Genomic DNA, 21324 nt, shown 5'->3' on the forward strand with positions numbered 1-21324 from the left:
GTGGGCCGGTGGTGGCCGGGTGTCAGCCGGTACCGCGGCCGAGTTGGTTGTCGATGAAGTCGAAGATGTCGTCGGTCGAGGCGGCCGCGAACGGCTCGCCGGGTTCCCCGCCGTCCCCTTCGGGTGTTTTGGCGTTGAGTTTTCCCAGCAGCGCGTGCAGGCGTACGGAGAGGGCGGGGCGGGATTCGTCCTGGGGTGGCAGGGCGGCCAGGGAGGCTTCCAGCCGGTCGAGTTCGGCCAGGACGGTTTTGGCGGGGTCTTCGGCGGGGGGTGCGGCCAGGGTGAGGAGGAACGCGGCGAGTGCCGCGGGGGTGGGGTGGTCGAAGACGAGGGTGGCGGGCAGGGGGAGGCGGGCGGCGGCGCTGAGCCGGTTGCGTAGTTCCACAGCGGTCAGGGAGTTGAAGCCGAGTTCCTGCAGGGGCCTGCCGGGGGTGAGAGCTGTGGCCGAGGCGTGGCCCAGTACGGAGGCGATCTCCTTGGTGACCATGGCGGACAGGTACGGTTCCCGTTCGGTCGCGGGGAGGTTCGCGAGCCGTTGGGTGAGGGCGGCCGGTGCGGTGCCGGCCGGTGCCCGTGCGGGGCCCCGCACGGGGGCCGCCGCGCTCACGCCGGCGATCAGTGCCGGGCGTCCTGAGGCCAGGGCGTCGTCGAGCAGGGCCAGTCCCTCCTGGTCGGTGAGGGCCCGGAAGCCTTCTCGCGCCGAGCGGGTCAGCTCTCTCTCGTCGAGGTCCGCGTTGATTCCTCCTGTTTGCCACAGGCCCCAGGCGACGGAGGTGGCGGGCTGGTTGTGGGCGGCGCGGTGTTCGGCGAGCGCGTCGAGATACGCGCTGGCGGCGGCGTAGTTGGACTGGCCGGGTGCGCCGAACACCCCGGCGGCCGAGGAGAACAGGATGAACGCGCTCAGGTCCAGGTGCCGGGTCAGTTCGTGCAGGTGCCGGGCGCCGTCGGCTTTCGGTGCGAGGACCGCGGCCAGGCGCGGGGAGGTCATCGCGGAGAGGAGGCCGTTGTCGAGGATGCCCGCGGTGTGGACGACCGCGTTCAGGGGGTGGCCGGCCGGGATGTGGGTGATCAGTGCGGCGAGCGCGTCGCGGTCGGTGACGTCGCAGGCGGTGACCGTGACCGTGGCGCCCAGAGCGGACAGTGCGGATACCAGGTCCTGTGCCCCGGGGGCCTGGTCTCCCCGGCGGCTGGTCAGCAGCAGGTGGCGCACGCCGTGTGAGGTCACGAGGTGGCGGGCGACCAGCGAGCCCAGGGTCCCGGTGCCGCCGGTGATCAGGACGGTGCCGGCGGGGTCGAACACGGGGGCGGAGGGGGTGGTGGGGGTGGTGGGCAGGGGGCGCAGCCGGGGTGCGAGGACCCCTTGGGGGCGTATGGCCGTGCGGGCGTGGCCGGAGGCGACGATGGCGTCCAGGACGGCGGGATCCGCGTCCTGGGAGGCGTCGATGTCGATGAGGATGATGCGGCCCGGTGCCTCGGACTGTGCCGAGCTGAGCAGTGCCCAGGCGGCGGCGGTGTACGGATCGGGGACCTGGCCGGCGGGGACGGCGTTGTCGGTCAGCACGATGAGGGGGATGTCCGCCAGCCGGTCCTCCGCGAGCCACTGCCGGGCGAGAGCCAGTGCCTGGTGCGGTGCCTCCTTGGAGGCGGTGAGGTGGTGGAGTACGGCGGTGGGCCCCGCCCCGCCTTCTGCCTGGGCCGCGAGGTCCGCGACCCGCGAGAAACGCGCCGCCCCCACCAGCACCCCGGCCGGTGTCCCGCCCAGCGCCCCGGCCGGTGTGCCGGGTTCTTCCGGGGTCAGTACGGCCCAGCGCGCCGTTGCGGCGGGCTCGGGCAGTTCGAGGGGCTCCCAGGTGCGGTGGACCAGCCCGCCTTCCTGGGCGCCGTCGTCCGCGGCGGGGATTTCGGGTGTGAGCCAGAAGGGTTCGTGCTGGAAGGCGTAGGTGGGCAGGGGGATGTGCCGGGCGCCGGTGCCGGCGAAGGAGGCCTCCCAGTCCACCCGTACCCCGCTCAGATGCAAGGTGCCGATCGCGCCTGCCAGGGTCCGGGCCTGCGGCTGCCCCCGGCGCAGTGCCGGCACGGCCGTCAGCGCCTCGGGCCGCTCCGCGCCCGCCACCGCGAGCGCGCTCAGCACACCGTCGGGCCCCAGCTCCAGCAGCGTGGTGACCCCTTGCGATTGCAGGGTGTGGAGTGCGTCGTTGTAGCGGACGGTGTGGCGGACCTGGTTGGCCCAGTAGTCGGGGGTGCGCAGGTCCTCTCCCTCGGCGGGGCGGCCGGTGAGGGTGGAGACGACGGGGATGGCCGGGGGGTGGTAGGTGAGTTGTTTGGCGGTGGTGCGGAAGTCGTCGAGCATGCCGTCCATATGAGGGGAGTGGAAGGCATGCGACACCGTGAGGCGCCGCGTCCGGTATCCCTGTTCGGCCAGCCGGGCGGCCACCTCCTCGGCTGCTTGTGTGTCGCCGGAGATGACGACGGAGGCGGGCCCGTTGACAGCCGCGACACCGATCTCGCTCTCCCGCCCTGCGAGGAGGGGGCGGACCTGGTCCTCGGGCGCCTGGACGGCGATCATGGCCCCGTTGGGGGGCATGGCCTGCATGAGGCGGGCCCGTGCGCTTACGAGGCGGGCGGCGTCGGCCAGGCCCAGGACACCGGCGACATGAGCCGCGGTCACTTCACCGATGGAGTGCCCGGCGAGGTAGTCGGGGACGACGCCCCAGCTTTCCACCAGCCGGTAGAGCGCGACCTCGAGGGCGAACAGCGCCGGCTGGGTGTGGGCGGTGTCGTTGAGGCCTTCACCGGTGGTGATGATCTCCCGCAGGGGGCGTGGGAGGTGGGGGTCGAAGTGGGCGCAAATAGTATCGAAGGCTTCGGCGAAGACGGGGTAGGCGGCGTAGAGTTCCATGCCCATGCCGGTGTGCTGGGCGCCCTGCCCGGTGAACAGGAACGCGACCCGTCCCACCGCCGGCCGCCCGCCCCCCGCCGGCACCCCTTCCGCGAGCACCCGCAACTCCGCGAGGAGTTCGTCGCGGGTGCTGCCGGCTATGACCGCACCGTGGTCGAGGGCGGTACGGGTGGTGGCCAGCGAGTACCCGATGTCGGGCACGGTGAGCGAGGCATCGGCCTCGACATGCGCCAACAGCCGCTGTGCCTGCCCGGCAAGCGCCTCCGGGGTCTTGCCGGAGAGGACCCAGGGCACCACCCCCGCCGGCCGCACCCCCCCGGCGCCCGGCTCCCGCGACAGGACCGACAGGGCCTGCGGGGCCGCCACTTGCGGGGCCGACAGGGCTTGCGGGGCTTGCGGGGTTGGTGGGGCTTCCTCCACGATCACATGCGCGTTCGTACCGCCGAAGCCGAAGGACGACACCCCGGCGCGCCGCGCACGCCCCGTCTGGGGCCAGTCGGTGGTCTCGTTCAGGAGTTTGACGGCGCCGGAGTCCCAGTCGACCATCGGGGTCGGCTCGTTCGCGTACAGCGACTTGGGCAGGACACCGTGGCGCAGGGCCTGGACCATCTTGATGACGCCCCCGACCCCGGCCGCCGCCTGGGCGTGCCCGATGTTCGACTTCAGCGAGCCCAGCAGCAGCGGTTGTCCGGCGGGCCGGTCCTGCCCGTAGGCGGCGAGCAGGGCCTGGGCCTCGATGGGGTCACCCAGGCGGGTCCCGGTGCCGTGCGCCTCCACCGCGTCCACATCGGCCGGGGTGAGGCGGGCGTTGGCGAGGGCTTGGCGGATGACGCGTTCCTGGGCGGGGCCGTTGGGGGCGGTGAGGCCGTTGCTGGCGCCGTCCTGGTTGACGGCGCTGCCCCGCAGCACGGCCAGGATCCGGTGCCCGTTCCTCTGGGCGTCGGAGAGGCGTTCGACGAGCAGCAGGCCCACCCCTTCCGACCAGCCGGTCCCCTCCGCGCCGGCCGCGAACGACCGGCAGCGCCCGTCCGCCGCCAGCCCCCGCAGCCGCGAGAACTCCACGAACGCGACCGGCGTCGACATCACCGTCGCACCCCCCGCCAGTGCCAGGTCGCACTCCCCGTTGCGCAGCGCGTTCGCCGCCAGGTGCAGTGCCACCAGCGAGGAGGAGCAGGCGGTGTCGACCGTGACCGCCGGCCCCTCGAAACCGTAGGTGTAGGACAGGCGGCCCGAGGCGACGCTGCCCGCGCTGCCGCTGAACAGATACCCCTCGAAACCGTCGGCCGGCAGGTGGGGGCGGGAGCCGTAGTCGTTGTACATCACCCCGGTGAACACGCCCGTCCGCGAACCGCGCAGGGCCCCTGGGGTGATCCCGGCGCTCTCCAGTGCCTCCCATGTGGCCTGGAGCAGGAGCCGCTGCTGGGGGTCGGTGGCCAGGGCCTCGCGGGGGGACATCCCGAAGAAGTCCGCGTCGAAGCCGTCCGCGTCGTGGAGGAATCCGCCCTCGCGCCCGTAGGAGGTGCCGGGGTGGTCGGGGTCGGGGTCGTAGAGGCGGTCCAGGTCCCAGCCCCGGTTGGCGGGGAACTCGCTGATGGCGTCGGTGCCTTTCGCGACCAGGTCCCACAGGTCCTCGGGCGAGGTGACGCCGCCGGGGTAGCGGCAGGCCATGCCGACGATCGCGATCGGCTCGTGCTGCCGGTCGTTCGCCTCGTGGAGCTGTCTGCGTGCGTCACGGGCATCCGCGACGGCCTTCTTGAGGTAGTCGCGGAGTTTGTCCTCGCCCGCCATGGTGTTCTCCACTCCTGTGGGATCGGTCTGCTGCGTCGTGGGTGCGCGTGCGCCGGGAGGGTGCGCGGGTCATTCGAGGTCGTCGAGCAGGGCGAACAGCTCCTCGTCGGTGGCGCCCGACAGATCGGCTTCACTGTCCCCGGGGGCGGCGGGCGCCTGCGCGGCTTCCGCGGAGTCCAGCAGTTCCCGCAGCCGGGCGATGACCCGCCCGCGCGGCCCCCCGTCCCCGCCGTTACCCCCGCCCCCGGCGTTCCCGCTGTTCCCGGCGTTCCGGGGGGTTCCCCCGTTCGTGGTGAGGGCGGTGATGGCGGGGGTGAGGCGGGCCAGTTCGGCCAGTACCGCCTCGTCCGGGGTGGTCTCCTTGACCGCGAGCCGTTCGCGCAGATGAACGGCGAGGGCGCCGGGGGTGGGGTGGTCGAAGGCGAGGGTGGTGGGCAGCCGCAGTCCGGTCGCCTCGGCGAGCCGGTTGCGCAGCTCGACGGCGGTCAGTGAGTCGAAGCCCAGTTCCTGCAGGGCGCGTTCGGGTGCGATCGCGGTGGGGTCCGGGTGTCCGAGTACCTCGGCGACCCGTGCCCGTACCAGGTCGGTGAGGATACGGCTCTGCTCGCCGGCCGGTACGGCGGCCAGGCGTTCGACCAGGGTGGGTCCGGCCGCGGGCCCGCCGGCCGTGGTGGTGGCGCGTTGGGGTGCCCCGCGGACCAGGCCGCGCAGCAGGGGGCCGGGCCGTTCGCCGGAGGCCCGCTGTGCGGCGGTGTCCAGCCGGGTGACGGCGAGCAGGGCCTGGCCGGTGGCGGGTACGGCGTCGAGGAGGGCCAGTGCGTCGTCGGTGGCCAGCGGCCGTAGTCCGGAGCGGGCCAGCCGGCGCAGGTCGGCCTCGGCGAGGTGCCCGCTGAGCGTGCTGGCCTGGGCCCACAGGCCCCAGGCCAGCGAGGTGCCGGGCAGGCCCAGTGCCCTGCGGTGCGCGGCCAGGGCGTCGAGGAAGGTGTTCCCGGCCGCGTAGTTGGCCTGTCCCGCGGTGCCCAGCAGCCCGGCGACCGAGGAGTAGAGGACGAACGCCGACAGGGGCAGGTGCCGGGTCAGTTCGTGCAGGTGCCAGGCGGCGTCGGCCTTCGGGCGCAGGACGGTGTCCAGGCGTTCGGGGGTCAGGGCCTGGAGGGTGGTGTCGTCCAGGACGCCGGCGGTGTGGACGATTCCGGTCAGCGGGTGCCCGGCCGGCACGGTGTCCAGGAGGGCGGCGAGCTGGTCGCGGTCGGCGGTGTCGCAGGCGGCGAACCGTACGTCGGTGGCGCCCGCTTCCAGGAGTTCGGTACGCAGGCCGGCCGCGCCGGGGGCGTCGGCGCCGCGCCGGCTGACGAGCAGCAGGTGGCGTACGTGGTGCCGGCGTACCAGGTGCCGTACGAGGACCGTGCCCAGGGCGCCGGTGGCGCCGGTGACCAGGACGGTGCCCTCGCCCCAGACCGGGGCCGTGGCGGAATCCCGGTCCTGGGCCTGGGCCTGGTGCGGGGTGGTGGGCAGGGCGCGGGCCAGCCTCGGCAGGAGGATCCGCCCCTGGCGCACGGCCAGTTGGGGTTCGTCGCCCCGCAGGGTGTCCAGGAGCGGGGGGCTGTGCGGGCCGCCGTGCTCGCTGCCGTCGAGGTCGGCGAGCACGATCCGGCCCGGGTTCTCGCTCTGTGCGCTGCGCAGCAGTCCCCAGACCGGGGCGTGCACGAGGTCCGTTTCCTGTGCGGGGGTGGTGGCGACGGCGTTGCGGGTGATCACGGCGAGGCGTGAGGAGGCGAACCGGTCGTCCGCCAGCCATTGCTGTACCTGTGCCAGCAGGTGGTGCAGTACGGTGCGGACCGCGTCCGGCACCCCGGGCCCGTCCGCGGCTGTGGTGTCCGGGAGGGGGAGCAGGACCAGGGAGGGTGCCTGGTTGCCCTGGCCGAGGGTGTCCCGCAGTTCGCCGAGCGAGGTGTGGGCGGTCGCGCCGGGGGCCCAGGGGGTGTGGGCGGGGTCGCCGATGACGGCCACCTCTCCTCCCGGTGGGGTGGCGGGTTCGCCGGCGGGCGGGGTCCAGTCCACCTGGAACAGGCCGTTGGTGGTGGTGTTGTCCGCCGGGCGCAGGAGGTCCGCGGACAGGGGGCGCAGGGTGAGTGCCTCGACCGTGGCCACCGGTGTTCCCGTGGTGTCCGTGACGCTGAGGGCGTAGGCCGGTGAGCCCGGGTCCGTGCCGGGTACGGGGGTCAGCCTGACCCGCAGGTCCGCCGGGCCTGTGGTGGTGTGGAGGGTGACGCCGGTCCAGGAGAACGGCAGCAGGGGGGTGCCGGGGCGGCCGGTGACGGCGGGCAGCAGGGGGTGCAGTGCGGCGTCCAGGAGGGCGGGGTGCAGGGCGAACCGGCCGGCGTCGGGGCGTAGTTCCCCGCCGAGTGAGACCTCGGCGAACAGGTCGCCCCCCGGGCCGGTCCACAGGCGCCGCAGGTTCTGAAACGCCGTGCCGTACGCGTACTCCTCCTCGGCGAGCCGTTCGTAGGCCCCGCCCAGGTCGCTCTCGGTCGCGCCGGGCGGCGGCCATACCGCCGGACCCCCACCAGCACCACCAGCAGCAGGACCGGTGGTGGTGTCGGTGGTGGGGGTGGTGGTCAGGCGCCCGTGCGCGTGCAGGGCCCATTGCCCGGAGGTGTCGGTGTCGTCCGCGTCGGGCCGGGTGTGGATACGCACGGTCCGCCCGCCGTCGTCCTGCGGGGCCGATACGGATACCTGGAGGTGGAGGCCGCCGTGTTCGGGCAGGACGAGGGGTGCGGCCAGGGTGAGTTCCTCCACCACCGGGGTGGCGCTGTGTGCCCCGGCTTTGACGGCGAGTTCGAGGAGTCCGGTGGCGGGCACCAGGACGGTGCCGGCGATGGTGTGGCCGCTGAGCCAGGGGTGGGTGTGCCGGGAGAGCCGGCCGGTCAGTACGTGTTCGTCGCGGTCGGCCAGCATGACGGCGGCGCCGAGGAAGGGGTGGTCGGCGGCGAACATCCCGAACCCGGCCGCGTCACCCGCGCCGGCGGGGGCGTCCAGCCAGTAGCGCCGGTGCTGGAAGGCGTAGCCCGGCAGGTCGGCGCGGCGGGCGCCGGGGAAGACGTTCTCCCAGCGCACCGGGGCGCCCCGCAGGGCGAGGCGGGCCAGGGCGGTGGCGAAGACGGCCGCCTCGTCCCGGCCCCGGCGCAGGGCCGGCACGAGGGCCCCGGCCGCCGTGTTCGTGGGGCCGCCCTCCTCCTCTTCTTCCAGGCACTGGCGTACCAGTGAGGTGAGGACGGCGTCGGGGCCCAGCTCCAGCCATTCGGTGACGCCCAGTTCGGTGAGGTGGCGGACTCCGTCGTGGAACCTGACCGCTTCGCGGATGTGCCGTGCCCAGTACTCGGGTGAGGTGAGCTGTTCAGTGGTGGCGAGGGTGCCGGTGAGGTTGGAGACGACGGGGATGCGGGGCGGGTGGAAGGTGAGGTCCTGGGCGATGGTGCGGAATTCGTCCAGTACTTCTTCCATGTGGGGGGAGTGGAAGGCGTGGCTGACCGGCAGCCGGGTGGCTCTGCGGCCCCGTTCGCGCCACAGGGTGCTGAGCTGTTCGACGCTCTGCGCGTCGCCCGAGATGACGGTGGAGCGGGGGCCGTTGACCGCGGCGATGCTCACCGTGCCGGCCTCCTGGGCCAGGCTCTCGCGTACTTCTTCCTCGGCGGCCTCGATCGCGGCCATCGCGCCGCCCTCCTTGGCGGCCTGCATGAGCCGCCCGCGCTCGGCGACCAGGACGCAGGCGTCGGGGAGGTCGAGGACCCCGGCGAGGTGGGCGGCGGTGACCTCGCCGATGGAGTGGCCGAGGAGGAAGTCCGGGGTCAGGCCGTGGTGTTCGGCGAGGCGGAACAGGGCGCTCTCCACCGCGAACAGTGCCGCCTGGGTGAAGGCCGTCTGGTCGATCAGCGCCGAGTCCGCGGACCCCTCGGGTGCGAAGAGGACCTGTTTGAGGGGGCGTACCAGCTCGCGGTCCAGGTAGTGGCACACGGCGTCGAAGGCGGCGGCGAACACGGGGGAGGACGCGTACAGTTCGCGCCCCATGCCCAGGCGTTGGGCGCCCTGCCCGGTCAGCAGGAACGCGGTCTTCCCGCGCGGGGCGGGGGGCCCGCCGCGTACCACTGTGGCGGAGGTCTGTCCCTGGGCGAGGTGGGCCAGGCCCTCCAGCAGGCCCTCCCGGTCCGCGGCGAGGATCGCGGCGGAGTGTTCGTGCAGGGTGCGGGTGGTGGCCAGGGACAGGCCGATGTCCGCGAGAGCGGCGCCGGGCCGGTCGGTGAGGTGGGTGTGCAGGCGTCCGGCGGCCGCGCGCAGGGCGTCCTCGCCGCGCGCGGAGAGCAGCCAGGGCACGACAGGCAGAGCGGCAGCGGGGGTGGGGGTGGTCTGTGGCCGGGGGGCGGCCGGGGCGGGGGTGTACTGCTCGATGATGACGTGGGCGTTGGTGCCGCTGATGCCGAAGGACGACACCCCGGCGCGCCGCGCACGCCCCGTCTGGGGCCAGTCGGTGGTCTCGTTCAGGAGTTTGACGGCGCCGGAGTCCCAGTCGACCATCGGGGTCGGCTCGTTCGCGTACAGCGACTTGGGCAGGACGCCGTGGTGCAGGGCCTGGACCATCTTGATGACGCCGCCGACCCCGGCCGCGGCCTGGGCGTGCCCGATGTTGGATTTCAGTGAGCCGAGCAGGAGGGGTTGTCCGGCGGGGCGGTCCTGCCCGTAGGTGGCGAGGAGTGCCTGGGCCTCGATGGGGTCACCCAGGCGGGTGCCGGTGCCGTGGGCTTCGACGGCGTCCACATCGGTGGGGGTGAGGCGGGCGTTGGCGAGGGCTTGGCGGATGACGCGTTCCTGGGCGGGGCCGTTGGGGGCGGTGAGGCCGTTGCTGGCGCCGTCCTGGTTGACGGCGCTGCCCCGCAGCACGGCCAGGATCCGGTGGCCGTTCTTCTGGGCGTCGGAGAGGCGTTCGACGAGCAGCAGGCCCACCCCTTCCGACCAGCCGGTGCCGTCCGCGCCGGCCGCGAACGAGCGGCAGCGCCCGTCGGCGGACAGGCCGCGCTGGCGGGAGAACTCGACGAAGACGCTGGGCCCGGCCATCACCGTCACACCCCCCGCCAGTGCCAGGTCGCACTCCCCGTTGCGCAGCGCGTTCGCCGCCAGGTGCAGTGCCACCAGGGAGGAGGAGCAGGCGGTGTCGACGGTGACGGCGGGGCCTTCGAAGCCGTAGGTGTAGGACAGGCGGCCCGATACGACGCTGGAGAGGTTCCCGGCCAGCAGGAAGCCCTCGTACTCCGGCGGGCTGGCGGCCAGCCGCGACACGTAGTCGTCGTACATGGCCCCGGCGAACACGCCCGTACGCGAACCGCGCAGGGTGCCCGGGTCGATGCCCGCGCTCTCCAGGGTCTCCCACGCGGTTTCCAGCAGGAGCCGGTGCTGGGGGTCGGTCGCGGTGGCCTCGCGCGGTGAGATCCCGAAGAACTCCCGGTCGAACTGGTCGGCGTCGTGGAGGAATCCGCCGTGGCGCACGTAGGAGGTGCCGGTGTGGTCGGGGTCGGGGTCGTAGAGGCGGTCCAGGTCCCAGCCCCGGTTGGCGGGGAACTCGCTGATGGCGTCGGTGCCCTTCGCGACCAGGTCCCACAGGTCCTCGGGCGAGGTGACGCCGCCGGGGTAGCGGCAGGCCATGCCGACGATCACGATCGGCTCCTCGGTCGCGGCGGCGGCGCCGGCCGGGGCGGGCCGCGCCGCCGCCGCACCGGTACCCGTGCCCGCGGCCAGGGTGACCAGGCGGTCCGCCAGGGCCTGCGGGGACGGGTGGTCGAAGACCACGGTGGCGGGCAGCCGTGTCCCGGTGGCGGTGTTGAGCCGGTTGCGCAGTTCGACCGCAGCCAGTGAGTCGAAGCCGATCTCGTTGAAGGCGCGGCGCGGGTCGACGGCCGAGGCACCGGTGTGCCCCAGCACGCCGGCCACGGTGGAGCGCACCAGTTCCAGGACCGCCTCGCGGCGCTTGTCCTCCTGGAGTGCCGCCATGTCCCGGGCCCAGCCGGTGCCGCCGCCCGCGGCCGCCGCGGGGGTGCGGCGGGGGGCGGGGGCGACCAGGACGCGCAGCAGCGGCGCGGGTGCTTCGGTACGGGCGCGCAGGGCGGCCAGGTCGAGGTCCACGGGCACGCTCAGCGCCCCTCCGCCCGCCAGGGCGCGGTCGAACAGGGCCAGGCCGTGTCGCGGGGTGAGCGGGCGGACACCGGCCCGGGCCCACCTGGCCGCACCGGCCTCACCGAGTGTGCCGCCCATGCCGTGGGTGGCGTCCCACAGGCCCCAGGCCAGGGAGGTCGCGGCGAGGCCGAGGGTGTGGCGGTGCGCTGCCAGGGCGTCCAGATAGCTGTTGGCGCCGGCGTAGTTGGCCTGTCCCGCGGTGCCCAGCAGCCCGGAGACCGAGGAGAAGAGGACGAACGCCGACAGGGGCAGGTGCCGGGTCAGTTCGTGCAGGTGCCAGGCGGCGTCCGCCTTCGGGCGCAGGACGGACTCCAGGCGTTCGGGGGTCAGGGCCTGGACCGTGGCGTCGTCCAGGACCCCGGCGGTGTGGACGATTCCGGTCAGCGGGTGCCCGGCCGGCACGGTGTCCAGCAGGGCGGCCAGCTGGCCGCGGTCGGCCACGTCACAGGCCGCGAAGGTCACCCGGGCGCCCAGCTCCTCCAGCGAGGAGCGCAGTTCGCCCGCGCCGGGGGCGTCGGGTCCGCGCCGGCCGGCCAGGAGCAGATGCCGTACACCGTGCGCGGTGACCAGGTGGCGGGCGAAGAGCGCGCCCAGGCCGCCGGTGCCGCCGGTGATCAGGACCGTGCCGTCGGGGTCCAGCGGGGCCGCGGGGGTGCCGGTGTCCGGTGCGGCCCGCACCAGCCGGGGCGCGCGCAGGCCGTCTTCGGCCAGGGCGAGCTGGGGCTCACCGGTGGCCAGGGCCGCGGCGATCTCCAGGTCGGAAGGCCCGGCAGAGTCAGAGGGGCTGGGGTTGGGGGTGGGGGTGTCGAGCAGGACCAGGCGGTCCGGGTGCTCGCTCTGCGCCGAGCGGACCAGGCCCCATACCCCGGCGCCGGGAAGAGCGCCGGCTTCCTCGGGGTGAGAGGCCCCGGCCGCCCCCCGGGTGAGGAACACCAGGCGGGTACGGGCATACCGGTCGTCGGCCAGGAACCGCTGCACCACGGCCAGGGCGTCCTGTACGGTCCCGTGCACCGCCGCCGGCCGGTCCCCGGCGCCGGCGCCGGCGCCGGCGCCGGGGCCGAGGTCTGCCGTGCGGACGACAACGGCCTCCAGCCCTTCCTCTTCGGGGAGTTCGGTGCCCCGCGCCCACCCGATCCGCGGGCCCGGGCCCGCGCCCGCAGGTGCGGGGGCGGGCGGTACGGTCATCCACTCCACCTGGTACAGCCCCTCGGTGTGCCCGGCGGCCGCGGTGGCGAGCGCCTGCCGGGGGACCACGCGCAGGGCCAGGGACTCCACCTCGGCCACCAGGGTGCCGGTGGTGTCGGCGAGGGTGAGCGCGAAGGTGTCCCGGCCCGCCGGGGAGATCCGCACCCGCAGCTCGGTCGCGCCGCTCGCGTACAGCTGGGTGCCCGCCCACGCGAACGGCAGCCGCAGGCCGCCGTCGCCCGCCGCGTCGGCGGCGTGCAGGACCAGGGGGTGCAGCACGGAGTCCAGGAGCGCGGGATGCACGGCGAACCGGGCGGCCTGCGCGTGCTGGTCGCCGGGCAGGCGCACCGTGGCGTACAGGTCCTCGCCCGCCGACCAGAGACCGGTCAGCCCCCGGAAGGCGGGGCCGTAGTGGTATCCGAGGTCCGCGAGCCGCTCGTACACGCCCTCCAGCGGCAGGTCGGACGCCCCGGCGGGCGGCCACTGCGCGAGATCACGTGTGCCGGTGGTGGTGGGGGCGGGTGGGCCGCCCAGGACACCGGAGGCGTGGCGTGTCCAGGGCACCTGGCCGTGCCCGGTGCCGTCGGGCCTGGCGTGCACGGCGAAGGGCCGGGCGCCGTCGGGGCCGGGGGCGCCCACCGAGACCTGGACCCGCACCGCGGTGTCCCGCGGCAGTGGCAGCGGCGCCTCCAGGGTGAGGTCGCCCACCCGGTCCGCGCCGGTCCGCCCGCCGGCGGCCAGGGCCAGTTCGACGAAGGCCGTGGCGGGCAGGAGCACCCCGCCGCCCACCGTGTGGTCGGCCAGCCAGGGATGTGCCGCGGCCGACAGCAGACCGGTCAGGACCAGGCCCTCACCGTCCGCGAGGTCCATGGCGGTGGACAGCAGCGGGTGGTCCGCGGAATCCAGGCCCAGGGTCCGTGCGTCACCGGGGGCGTGGGGTGCCAGCCAGTAGTGCTCGCGCTGGAAGGCGTACGTCGGCAGATCGACGGGGCGGCCGCCGGGGAAGAACGAGGCGCCCTCCAGGGGCGCCCCGTGGACCCGGGCGCTCGCCAGGCCCGTGACCAGGGTCCGCGGCTCGGGCCGCCCGGCGCGCAGCAGCGCCACGGTGTGGGTGTCCTCGCCGCTCAGGCAGCCCTGGGCCAGCGGGGCGAGGACCGCGTCGGGGCCGATCTCCACGAACACGGTGGCGCCGCGCGCCTGTAGTTCCCGGGTCGCGTCGAGGAACCGTACGGCCTCGCGGATCTGCCCGGCCCAGTAGTCGGGCGAGGTGAGTTCACCGGTGGTGGCCAGGCGCCCGGTGACCGTCGAGACGATCGGTATCCGCGGCGCGTGCCAGGTCAGTGCGGCCGCGACGGCCCGGAACTCCTCCAGGACGCCGTCAATGTGGGGGGAGTGGAAGGCGTGGCTGACCTGGAGGCGGCGTGTCCTGCGGCCTTGTGCCCGCCACCGCCCGGCGAGTTCCCCGGCCGCGTCCTGGTCGCCGGAGATGACCAGGGAGGCGGGGCCGTTGACCGCGGCGATGGACAGCCGGCCGCCGAACTCGGCCAGGTCGGCGGCCAGTTCGCTCTCCTTCGCCTCGATGGCGACCATGGCCCCGCCGGCCGGCGCCGACTCCATCAGCCGCCCCCGGGCGGCGACCAGACGCGCCGCGTCCCGCAGGGAGAGCACGCCCGCGCAGTGCGCGGCGGCCAGTTCGCCGATGGAGTGCCCGGCGAGCAGGTCGGGGGTGAGCCCGTGGTGCGCGGCCAGGCGGAACAGCGCGACCTCCACGGCGAACAACGCGGGCTGGGTGTACGCGGTGCGGTGCAGCACCGCCGCCTCAGGGGTCCCCTCGGCGGCGAACAGCACCGTGCGCAACGGCTGCGGCAGATGCGCGTCCAGCGCGGCGCAGGCGTCGTCCAGCGCCTGGGCGAAGACCGGGTACGCCTCGTACAGTTCCTGTCCCATGCCGGTGCGCTGGGCGCCCTGCCCGGTGAAGAGGAACGCGGTCTTGCCCGGGGCCGCGGCGCTGCCGGTGACGACCCGGGGGTCCTCCCGGCCCCCGGCGAGCGCGTCCAGGCCGGCCAGGAGGTCCTGCGGGGTGGCGGCGAGGACCGCCGCCCGGTGGGGGAGCGCGGTACGGGTGGTGGCCAGCGAGAACCCGGTGTCGTACGCACCGGCTCCGCCGGCGGTCAACGCGCGGATGCGGGCGGCCTGTTCACGCAGCGCCGCCTCGTCCTGGGCGTACAGCAGCCAGGGCGCGGGCCCGGACCACTCGTGCGCGGGGGCGGGCTGCGGGGCGGGCGGGCCCTGTTCGAGGATGACGTGGGCGTTGGTGCCGCTGATGCCGAAGGAGGAGACGGCGGCCCGGCGCGGGCGCCCGGTCCGGGGCCAGTCGGCGGCCTCGGTGAGGAGTTTCACCGTGCCCCGGGACCAGTCGACCATCGGGGTCGGCTCGTCCACGTGCAGGGTGCGGGGCAGGACGCCGTGGCGCATGGCCTGCACCATCTTGATGACGCCGCCGACCCCGGCCGCGGCCTGGGCGTGCCCGATGTTCGACTTGAGCGATCCGAGCAGGACGGGGGCGCGGTCCCCGCGCTCGTGCCCGTAGGTCGCCAGGAGCGCCTCGGCCTCGATGGGGTCGCCCAGGCGGGTGCCGGTGCCGTGCGCCTCCACGGCGTCGATGTCCGCCGGGGCCAGGCCCGCGTCCGCCAGCGCCGCGCGGATGACCCGTTCCTGCGCGGGGCCGTTGGGCGCGGTCAGGCCGTTGCTGGCACCGTCCTGGTTGATCGCGCTGCCGCGGACGACCGCCAGGACCTGGTGCCCGTTCTTCCGTGCGTCGGAGAGCCGTTCCAGGACCAGCAGGCCCACGCCCTCGGCCCAGGAGGTGCCGTCGGCCGAGGCCGCGAACGACTTCGACCGGCCGTCGGCGGCCAGCCCCCGCTGGCGGGAGAACTCCACGAACATCCCGGGGGACGACATGATCGTGGCGCCGCCCGCGATCGCCAGCGCCGACTCGCCCGAGCGCAGCGACCCAAGGGCCAGGTGCAGGGCGGTCAGCGACGACGAGCACGCCGTGTCGACGGTCACCGCCGGGCCCGCCAGGCCCAGTTGGTAGGCGATGCGCCCGGACATCACGCTGGGGGTGGTGCCGGTCAGCAGATAGCCCTCGACGCTGTCGGGCGCGTCCTGCATCCGGGGCCCGTAGTCCAGGGTGGTGGCGCCGATGAACACGCCCGTACGGCTGCCGCGCAGCGCGTCCGCGTCCAGCCGCGCCCGCTCCACCGCCTCCCAGGCGGTCTCCAGGAGCAGCCGCTGCTGGGGGTCCATCGCCAGCGCCTCGCGCGGCGAGATCCCGAAGAAGGCGTTGTCGAAGCGGGCCGCGTCCTTGACGAACCCGCCCTCGCGCACGGTGCTGTGCCCACCGCGGGCCGGGTCGCTGTCGTACAGGTCCTTTTCCCAGCCGCGGTCGGCGGGGAACGCGGAGACGGCGTCCCCGCCGCCGGCCACCAGCCGCCACAGGTCCTCGGGCGAGGTGACGCCGCCGGGGTAGCGGCAGGCCATGCCGACGATGGCGACCGGTTCGTCCGGCCCGCCGGGCAGCGCCGGCCCCTCTGCCCCCGTGGCGTCCTTCCCGGCGAGGAGGGACTGGAGGTGGCTGGTCAGGGCGCCCGGTGTGGGGTGGTCGTAGAGCAGCCCGCCGGCCAGGCGCAGCCCCGTCGCGGAGGCCAGCGCGTCGCGCAGCTCCACCGACATCAGCGAGTCGAAGCCCAGCTCCTTGAACGTGGCGTGCGGGGGCACCCGCCGCCCGGCCGGATACTCCAGCACCCGCGCGACCAGCCCGGCCACCAGCGCGTCCGCGTCCACCGCGGCCCCCACCCCGGCTACATCGCCCGCCTCCCGGCCGCCGGGTGCGGCTTCCCCCGTGACGGGAGCCTGCGGCGCGCCGGGCGTGAGCTCACGGGCGGCAGCGGTGCCCGAGACCCAGTACCGCTCCCGCTGGAAGGCGTAGGTCGGCAGCGGTACGCGCCGGGCGTCACCGTAGGAGGGGATCGCACCCCAGTTGACGTGCGTACCCCGCACGAAGGCCGCCGCCAGGGCCGCCAGCAGGGTCCTGGCCTCCGGCCGCCCCCCGCGCAGCGCGGCCACCGCGAGCACCGCGTCCGCCTCCCGGACACTGTCGCGGACCATCGCCGAGCAGACCCCGTCGGGCCCCAGCTCCACGAACGCGGTGGCGCCCGCGTCCTCCAGGGCCCGCACCGCGTCCCCGAACAGCACCGGGCGGCGCACCTGCTCCACCCAGTACGCGGCCGACGACCAGGCCTCGCCCACAAGCTGCCCGGTCACCGACGACACCGCGCCGATGCGGGGCGCGCGCAGGCTCAGCCCGTCCACGACCGTACGGAAGTCGTCGAGCATCGGGTCCATCAGCGGGGAGTGGAAGGCGTGCGAGACATTCAGCCGCTTCGTCCGCCGCCCCTGGCCGCGCAGCCGCTCCGCGAGCGCCAGGACGCTCTCGCGCGCACCGGACAGGACCACCGAACGGGGCCCGTTGACCGCGGCGATGCCCACCTGGTCCTCATGGCCAGCCAGGAGCGCGGACACCTCACCGGGTGTGGCCTCGACCGCGACCATCGCACCGCCGGGCGCCAGCGCCTGCATCAGCCGCCCGCGCGCGGCGACCAGCCGCGCGGCGTCGGGCAGGTCGAAGACCCCCGCGACATGCGCGGCGGCGATCTCACCGATGGAATGGCCGGCGAGCAGGTCCGGCACCACACCCCAGGACTCCGCCAGCCGGTAGAGGGACACTTCGAGGGCGAAGAGCGCGGGCTGGGCGTACCCGGTCTCCTCCAGGCCCTCCCCGGAGGCGATCACCTCCAGCAGCGGCCGCTCCAGCAGCGGGTCCAGCTCGGCGCGGACCGCGTCGAAGGCCTCGGCGAACGCGGGGAACGCCCCGTACAGCTCCAGGCCCATCCCGGCACGCTGGGCGCCCTGCCCCGTGAAGACGAAGGCGAGCCGCCCCGGGCCGGCCGCGCCGCGCACCACATCGGCCGACGATTCGCCCGCGGCGAGGGCGTCGAGCGCGTGAAGGAGGCCGGGACCGCCGCCGGGCGCGGCCAGTGCGACCGCCCGGTGCTCGAAGACGGTACGGGTGGTGGCCAGGGACCAGGCGGCGTCGGCGGTCACCGGCGCGCCCTCGCCCGTCAGGGCGTTCCGCAGGCGGGCGGCCTGGGCCCGCAGCGCTGTTTCCGAGCGCCCGGAGAGCACCAGCGGGACCACACCGGGAGTACCGGCCGCCCGGTGGGCGGGAGCGCCGGGTGCCAGGGACACCGGGCCCTCGGTGAGGACGACGTGCGCGTTCGTGCCGCCCATGCCGAAGGAGGAGACCCCGGCCACCAGCGGCCGCTGGGGCGCGGGCCACTCGGTCAGCTCCCGCTGCACCTCCAGTCCCAGCTCCTCCAGGGGGATCCGGGGGTGGGGGGCGGCGAAGTTGAGGCTCGGGGGCAGCCGCCGGTGGCTCAGCGCCAGCAGTGTCTTGAGCACGCCGACGATGCCGGCCGCGCCTTCGAGGTGGCCCACGTTGGTCTTGGCCGAGCCGACCCGCAGCCCCGCGCCCGGGGCCCGGCCCGCGCCGAGCACCGCGCCCAGCGCCGCCGCCTCCACGGGGTCGCCCACCGGGGTCCCGGTGCCGTGGAGTTCGACGTACTGCACGGCGGCCGGGTCGATGCCGGCCTTCTCGTACGCCTCGCGCAGGACACGTTCCTGCGCCGGCCGGCCGGGGACCGTCAGGCCCGCGGTCGCACCGTCGTTGTTGACCGCGCTGGCGCGGATGACCCCGTAGACGCGGTCGCCGTCCGCGACCGCGCGGGCCAGCGGCTTGAGGACGAGGACCGCCCCGCCCTCGCCGCGCACGAAACCGTTGGCGCGGGCGTCGAAGGCGTAGGTCGTGCCGTCGGGGGAGAGCCCGCCGAACCGCTCCCCGGTGGCCGCGCTCTCGGCGAGGATGTTCAGGTTGACGCCCGCCGCGATCGCCGTGTCGCTCTCGCCGGAGCGCAGGGACTCGCAGGCGAGATGGACGGCGACCAGCGAGGAGGACTGCGCCGAGTCGACGGTCAGGCTCGGTCCGTGCAGGCCCAGGTGGTAGGAGACCCGGTTGGCGATGACGCCCCGGTTGACGCCGGTCATGGTGTGCTGGGTGAGCGCCCGGTCGCCGTACTGGTAGAGCAGTGCCGTGTAGTCGTCGCGCAGGGTGCCCACGAACACGGCGGTACGGCTGCCGCGCAGCGCGGCCGGGAGGGTGCCGGCGTCCTCCAGGGCCTCCCAGGCCAGTTCCAGCACCAGCCGCTGCTGGGGGTCCATGGTGGTGGCCTCGCGCGGTGAGATGCCGAAGAAGTCCGCGTCGAAGGTGTCCACCCGGTCCAGGAACCCGCCCCGGCGCGTCCCCGGCTCCGCCGCCTGGTAGGCCGGTTCGCCGGAGGCGGGCAGCCAGCGCCCGCCGGGCACCGGGGTGATGGCGTCCGAGCCGGTGCGCAGCAGGTCCCAGAAAGCCCCGGGGGTGTCCGCGCCGGGAAGCCGGCAGGACACTCCGACGACCGCGATGCCCTCGCCGGGCCCCTCGCCCTGCGCGGCCCTGTGGAAATGGTGCTGATTCGTCATCGCGCTCGACTTCCCTTTCCAGTGAATCCGGCCGAACTGGGCGACCTTGAAAGGCATTTCGGTGACACTGCTTCCAGATCGTAGGCAGGTGGTCCTCTCGGCCCTCTCAGCGCGGCTCCACCGGGCGGTAACCACCCCGGCCACATGCCGGGAGACCGCCGCATTACCCGTTCATGGGCGGGACGTTGATGACCCCGCAATAGTGTCGGCGTACGAAAGGGCGGCACCCGGCTACAAGAGAAGGCAGGTTGGATTTCGTCATGTCACAGCTCACCGACGACGTGGAAAAGCACACAAGTCAATATGTTGAGGCTTTCAACGCGGGCGACTTCGAAACCATGGACAGCTTCTACACGGCGGAGTCCGTCGCAGTCTGGGAGCCGGGCAAGCCGCTGACGGGCGACGCGCGCCGGGAATACCAGCGGGAATTCCTCAAGAACCGGCCGACGATGACCGCCGTGCCCCGGCAGACGTTCGTGACCGGCGACACGGCCCTGCTGATCGTCGACTGGACGATCGACACGGTCGACGCCGAGGGGAAGCCCGAGCGGCTCACCGGCACGGGCGTCGACGTCCTGCGGCTGGGCGAGGACAAGGTGTGGCGCTACGCCATCGACGACCCGTACGGCCAGGAGGACTGACCCGGGACCGCACCGCCCCCCTCCCTCCTCCCCCCTCCCACGGAAAGGACCGACCGATCATGGCGTACACCTTCGATGTCGACTTCGACCCGGCGAACCCCGACCTCACCGCCGACACCGACACCCAGAACGACATCTTCATCCAGGCGTTCAACTCCGGTGACGGAGCGCTGTTCGACAGCCTCTACCGGGAGGACTCGATCTCGAACTTCTCCGGTGAGCCCCTCACCGGCGAGGCACGGCTGGCGTTCTTCAAGGAGTTCCTCGGCGGCAAGCCCGACCTGCGCGCCACGGTGACCCACGCGTATGTCGCCGGCGACGTCGCGCTGATCGGTGTCAACTACGAGATCGACACCATCGAGGCGGACGGACAGCCCGTACAGCTGCGGGGCGTGTGCACCGACGTCCTGCGGCGCGGGGAGGACGGCCGCTGGCTGATGTCCATCGACCGTCCCGTGGCCGCGACGGGCCTGGTCGCCGGCTAGGCCGTGTCCGCGAAGTGGGGCCGTCCGCCCGCAGGGCGCGAGCCGGACACCATTTCGCGCACACGCCCCGGGCGGTCCGGGCGCGAACGAGGGGCACGACCGCGAACCCCCCTGGGACCAGGGGGGTTCTGGCGTCAAAGACGGCACATCCCGTGTATTGCCCGTGTACTCCACGGCACTTCGAGGAGAGAAAAGTGGCCACGCAGGAAGAACTGACCTCTGTACTGGACGCGGTACGCGACGCCGTGCCCGCCCTTCGCCGCAACGGGGCCGCCGCGGAGGAGCAGCGCTGGATACCGGAGGAGAACATCGAACTGCTCCAGAGGGCGGGGGTGTTCCGCACGGCCGTGCCGCGCGAGCACGGCGGTCTCGACTTCGACGTGGCGCAGCAGGCCCAGGTCATCGCCGAGGTGGCCCGGGGGTGCCCCTCCACCGGCTGGCTGACGATGGTGTGGCTCACCAGCGCCTGGTGCGCGACCCTCTACCCCGACCAGGCGCAGAAGGAGGTCTTTGAAGGCAGCGGCAGGGTCTCCATCGTCTTCGCCCCCACCGGCACCCTCGAACCGGTCGAGGGCGGCTACCGCCTCGACGGCACCTGGCGCTTCAACTCCGGCTGCCGGGGCGCGGACTGGGACCTGCTGGCCGCGGTGGTGGAGCAGCCCGACGGGACGGCCCAGGAACTGGTCGCGCTGGTGCCCACCTCCGAGCTGGCCTTCGCCGACGACTGGCACGTCTCGGCCGGCGCCGCCACCGGCAGTTCCACGACCACCGCCACCGGCGTCTTCGTGCCCGCGCACCGGGTCGTACCGCTGGAGGAGGCCATGGTCTCGGCCACCGGCAACCGCTCCAACACCGGTGCCACCGGCCGTAATTACGGTCTGCTGGGCTACATCATGTCCAGTGTCTCCGCGACCTTCGTCGGGATGGCGCGCGGCGCGTTCGAACTGTTCCTGGAGCGGCTGCCCGGACGCGGCATCACCTACACCCAGTGGACCGAGCAGAGCCACCACCCGCTCACCCAGCAGCAGGTGGCCCTCGCCTCCAGCAAGATCGAGGCGGCCGCGGCACTCTCCCACTCCTGGCACCGGGTCCTGCAGGGCGCGGCCGACGCGGGCCTCCAGCCCTCGGACGAGGAGAAGGCCGTCATCCGCGGCAGGACCGCCTACGCGGCGCAGCTCTCCAAGGAGGCCGTGGAACTGCTCTTCGCGGCCAGCGGCGGCTCGGTCATCCGCCGCGAGGTGGACCTCCAGCGCTTCCACCGCGACATCCAGGGCTTCTCGCTGCACGCCCTGGTCCAGCTCAACGCCAACCTGGAGGTGCAGGGCCGGGTCCTGCTGGGCCTGGAGCCCGGCACGTACTTCCTCTGATCCCCCCCGCGGGCACGGTCCCGCACCCACCCACGCAGAAGGCCCGGGCCGCGCTCACCGCCCCGGGCCTTCCGCGTACGTACGGCGCCGGGCCCTGAACG

The 21324-nt window shown here is 74.2% G+C and carries 4 protein-coding genes and 1 pseudogene; 3 read left to right on the forward strand and 2 right to left on the reverse strand.

Translation table 11 applies throughout. The features are described from left to right. Window positions 1-22: 22 nt before the first annotated feature. A pseudogene (locus tag OG349_RS34625) lies at window positions 23-4684 on the reverse strand (SDR family NAD(P)-dependent oxidoreductase); the annotation flags it as partial. A 72-nt stretch (window positions 4685-4756) separates the two neighbouring features. Beyond that, a complete protein-coding gene (locus OG349_RS34630; protein ID WP_327232573.1) occupies window positions 4757-18730 on the reverse strand; it encodes a type I polyketide synthase in 13974 nt (4657 codons plus the stop codon). Between the two features lie 260 nt (window positions 18731-18990). On the opposite strand from OG349_RS34630, the gene OG349_RS34635 reads away from it, so the two are divergent. From OG349_RS34635 to OG349_RS34645, 3 genes are all read left to right on the forward strand, one after another. Next, window positions 18991-19371: a YybH family protein gene (locus OG349_RS34635; RefSeq protein WP_327232572.1), complete on the forward strand. Its 381-nt coding sequence runs from the start codon at window positions 18991-18993 to the stop codon at window positions 19369-19371. Window positions 19372-19430: 59 nt separating this feature from the next. After that, window positions 19431-19856: a YybH family protein gene (locus tag OG349_RS34640; RefSeq protein ID WP_327232571.1), complete on the forward strand. Its 426-nt coding sequence runs from the start codon at window positions 19431-19433 to the stop codon at window positions 19854-19856. Between the two features lie 194 nt (window positions 19857-20050). After that, window positions 20051-21223 (forward strand): acyl-CoA dehydrogenase family protein, encoded by a 1173-nt coding sequence (locus tag OG349_RS34645; RefSeq protein WP_327232570.1) that lies wholly within the window; start codon window positions 20051-20053, stop codon window positions 21221-21223. The last annotated feature ends 101 nt before the right edge of the window (window positions 21224-21324 follow it).

Source organism: Streptomyces sp. NBC_01317, from assembly GCF_035961655.1.
Taxonomy (GTDB): Bacteria; Actinomycetota; Actinomycetes; order Streptomycetales; family Streptomycetaceae; genus Streptomyces.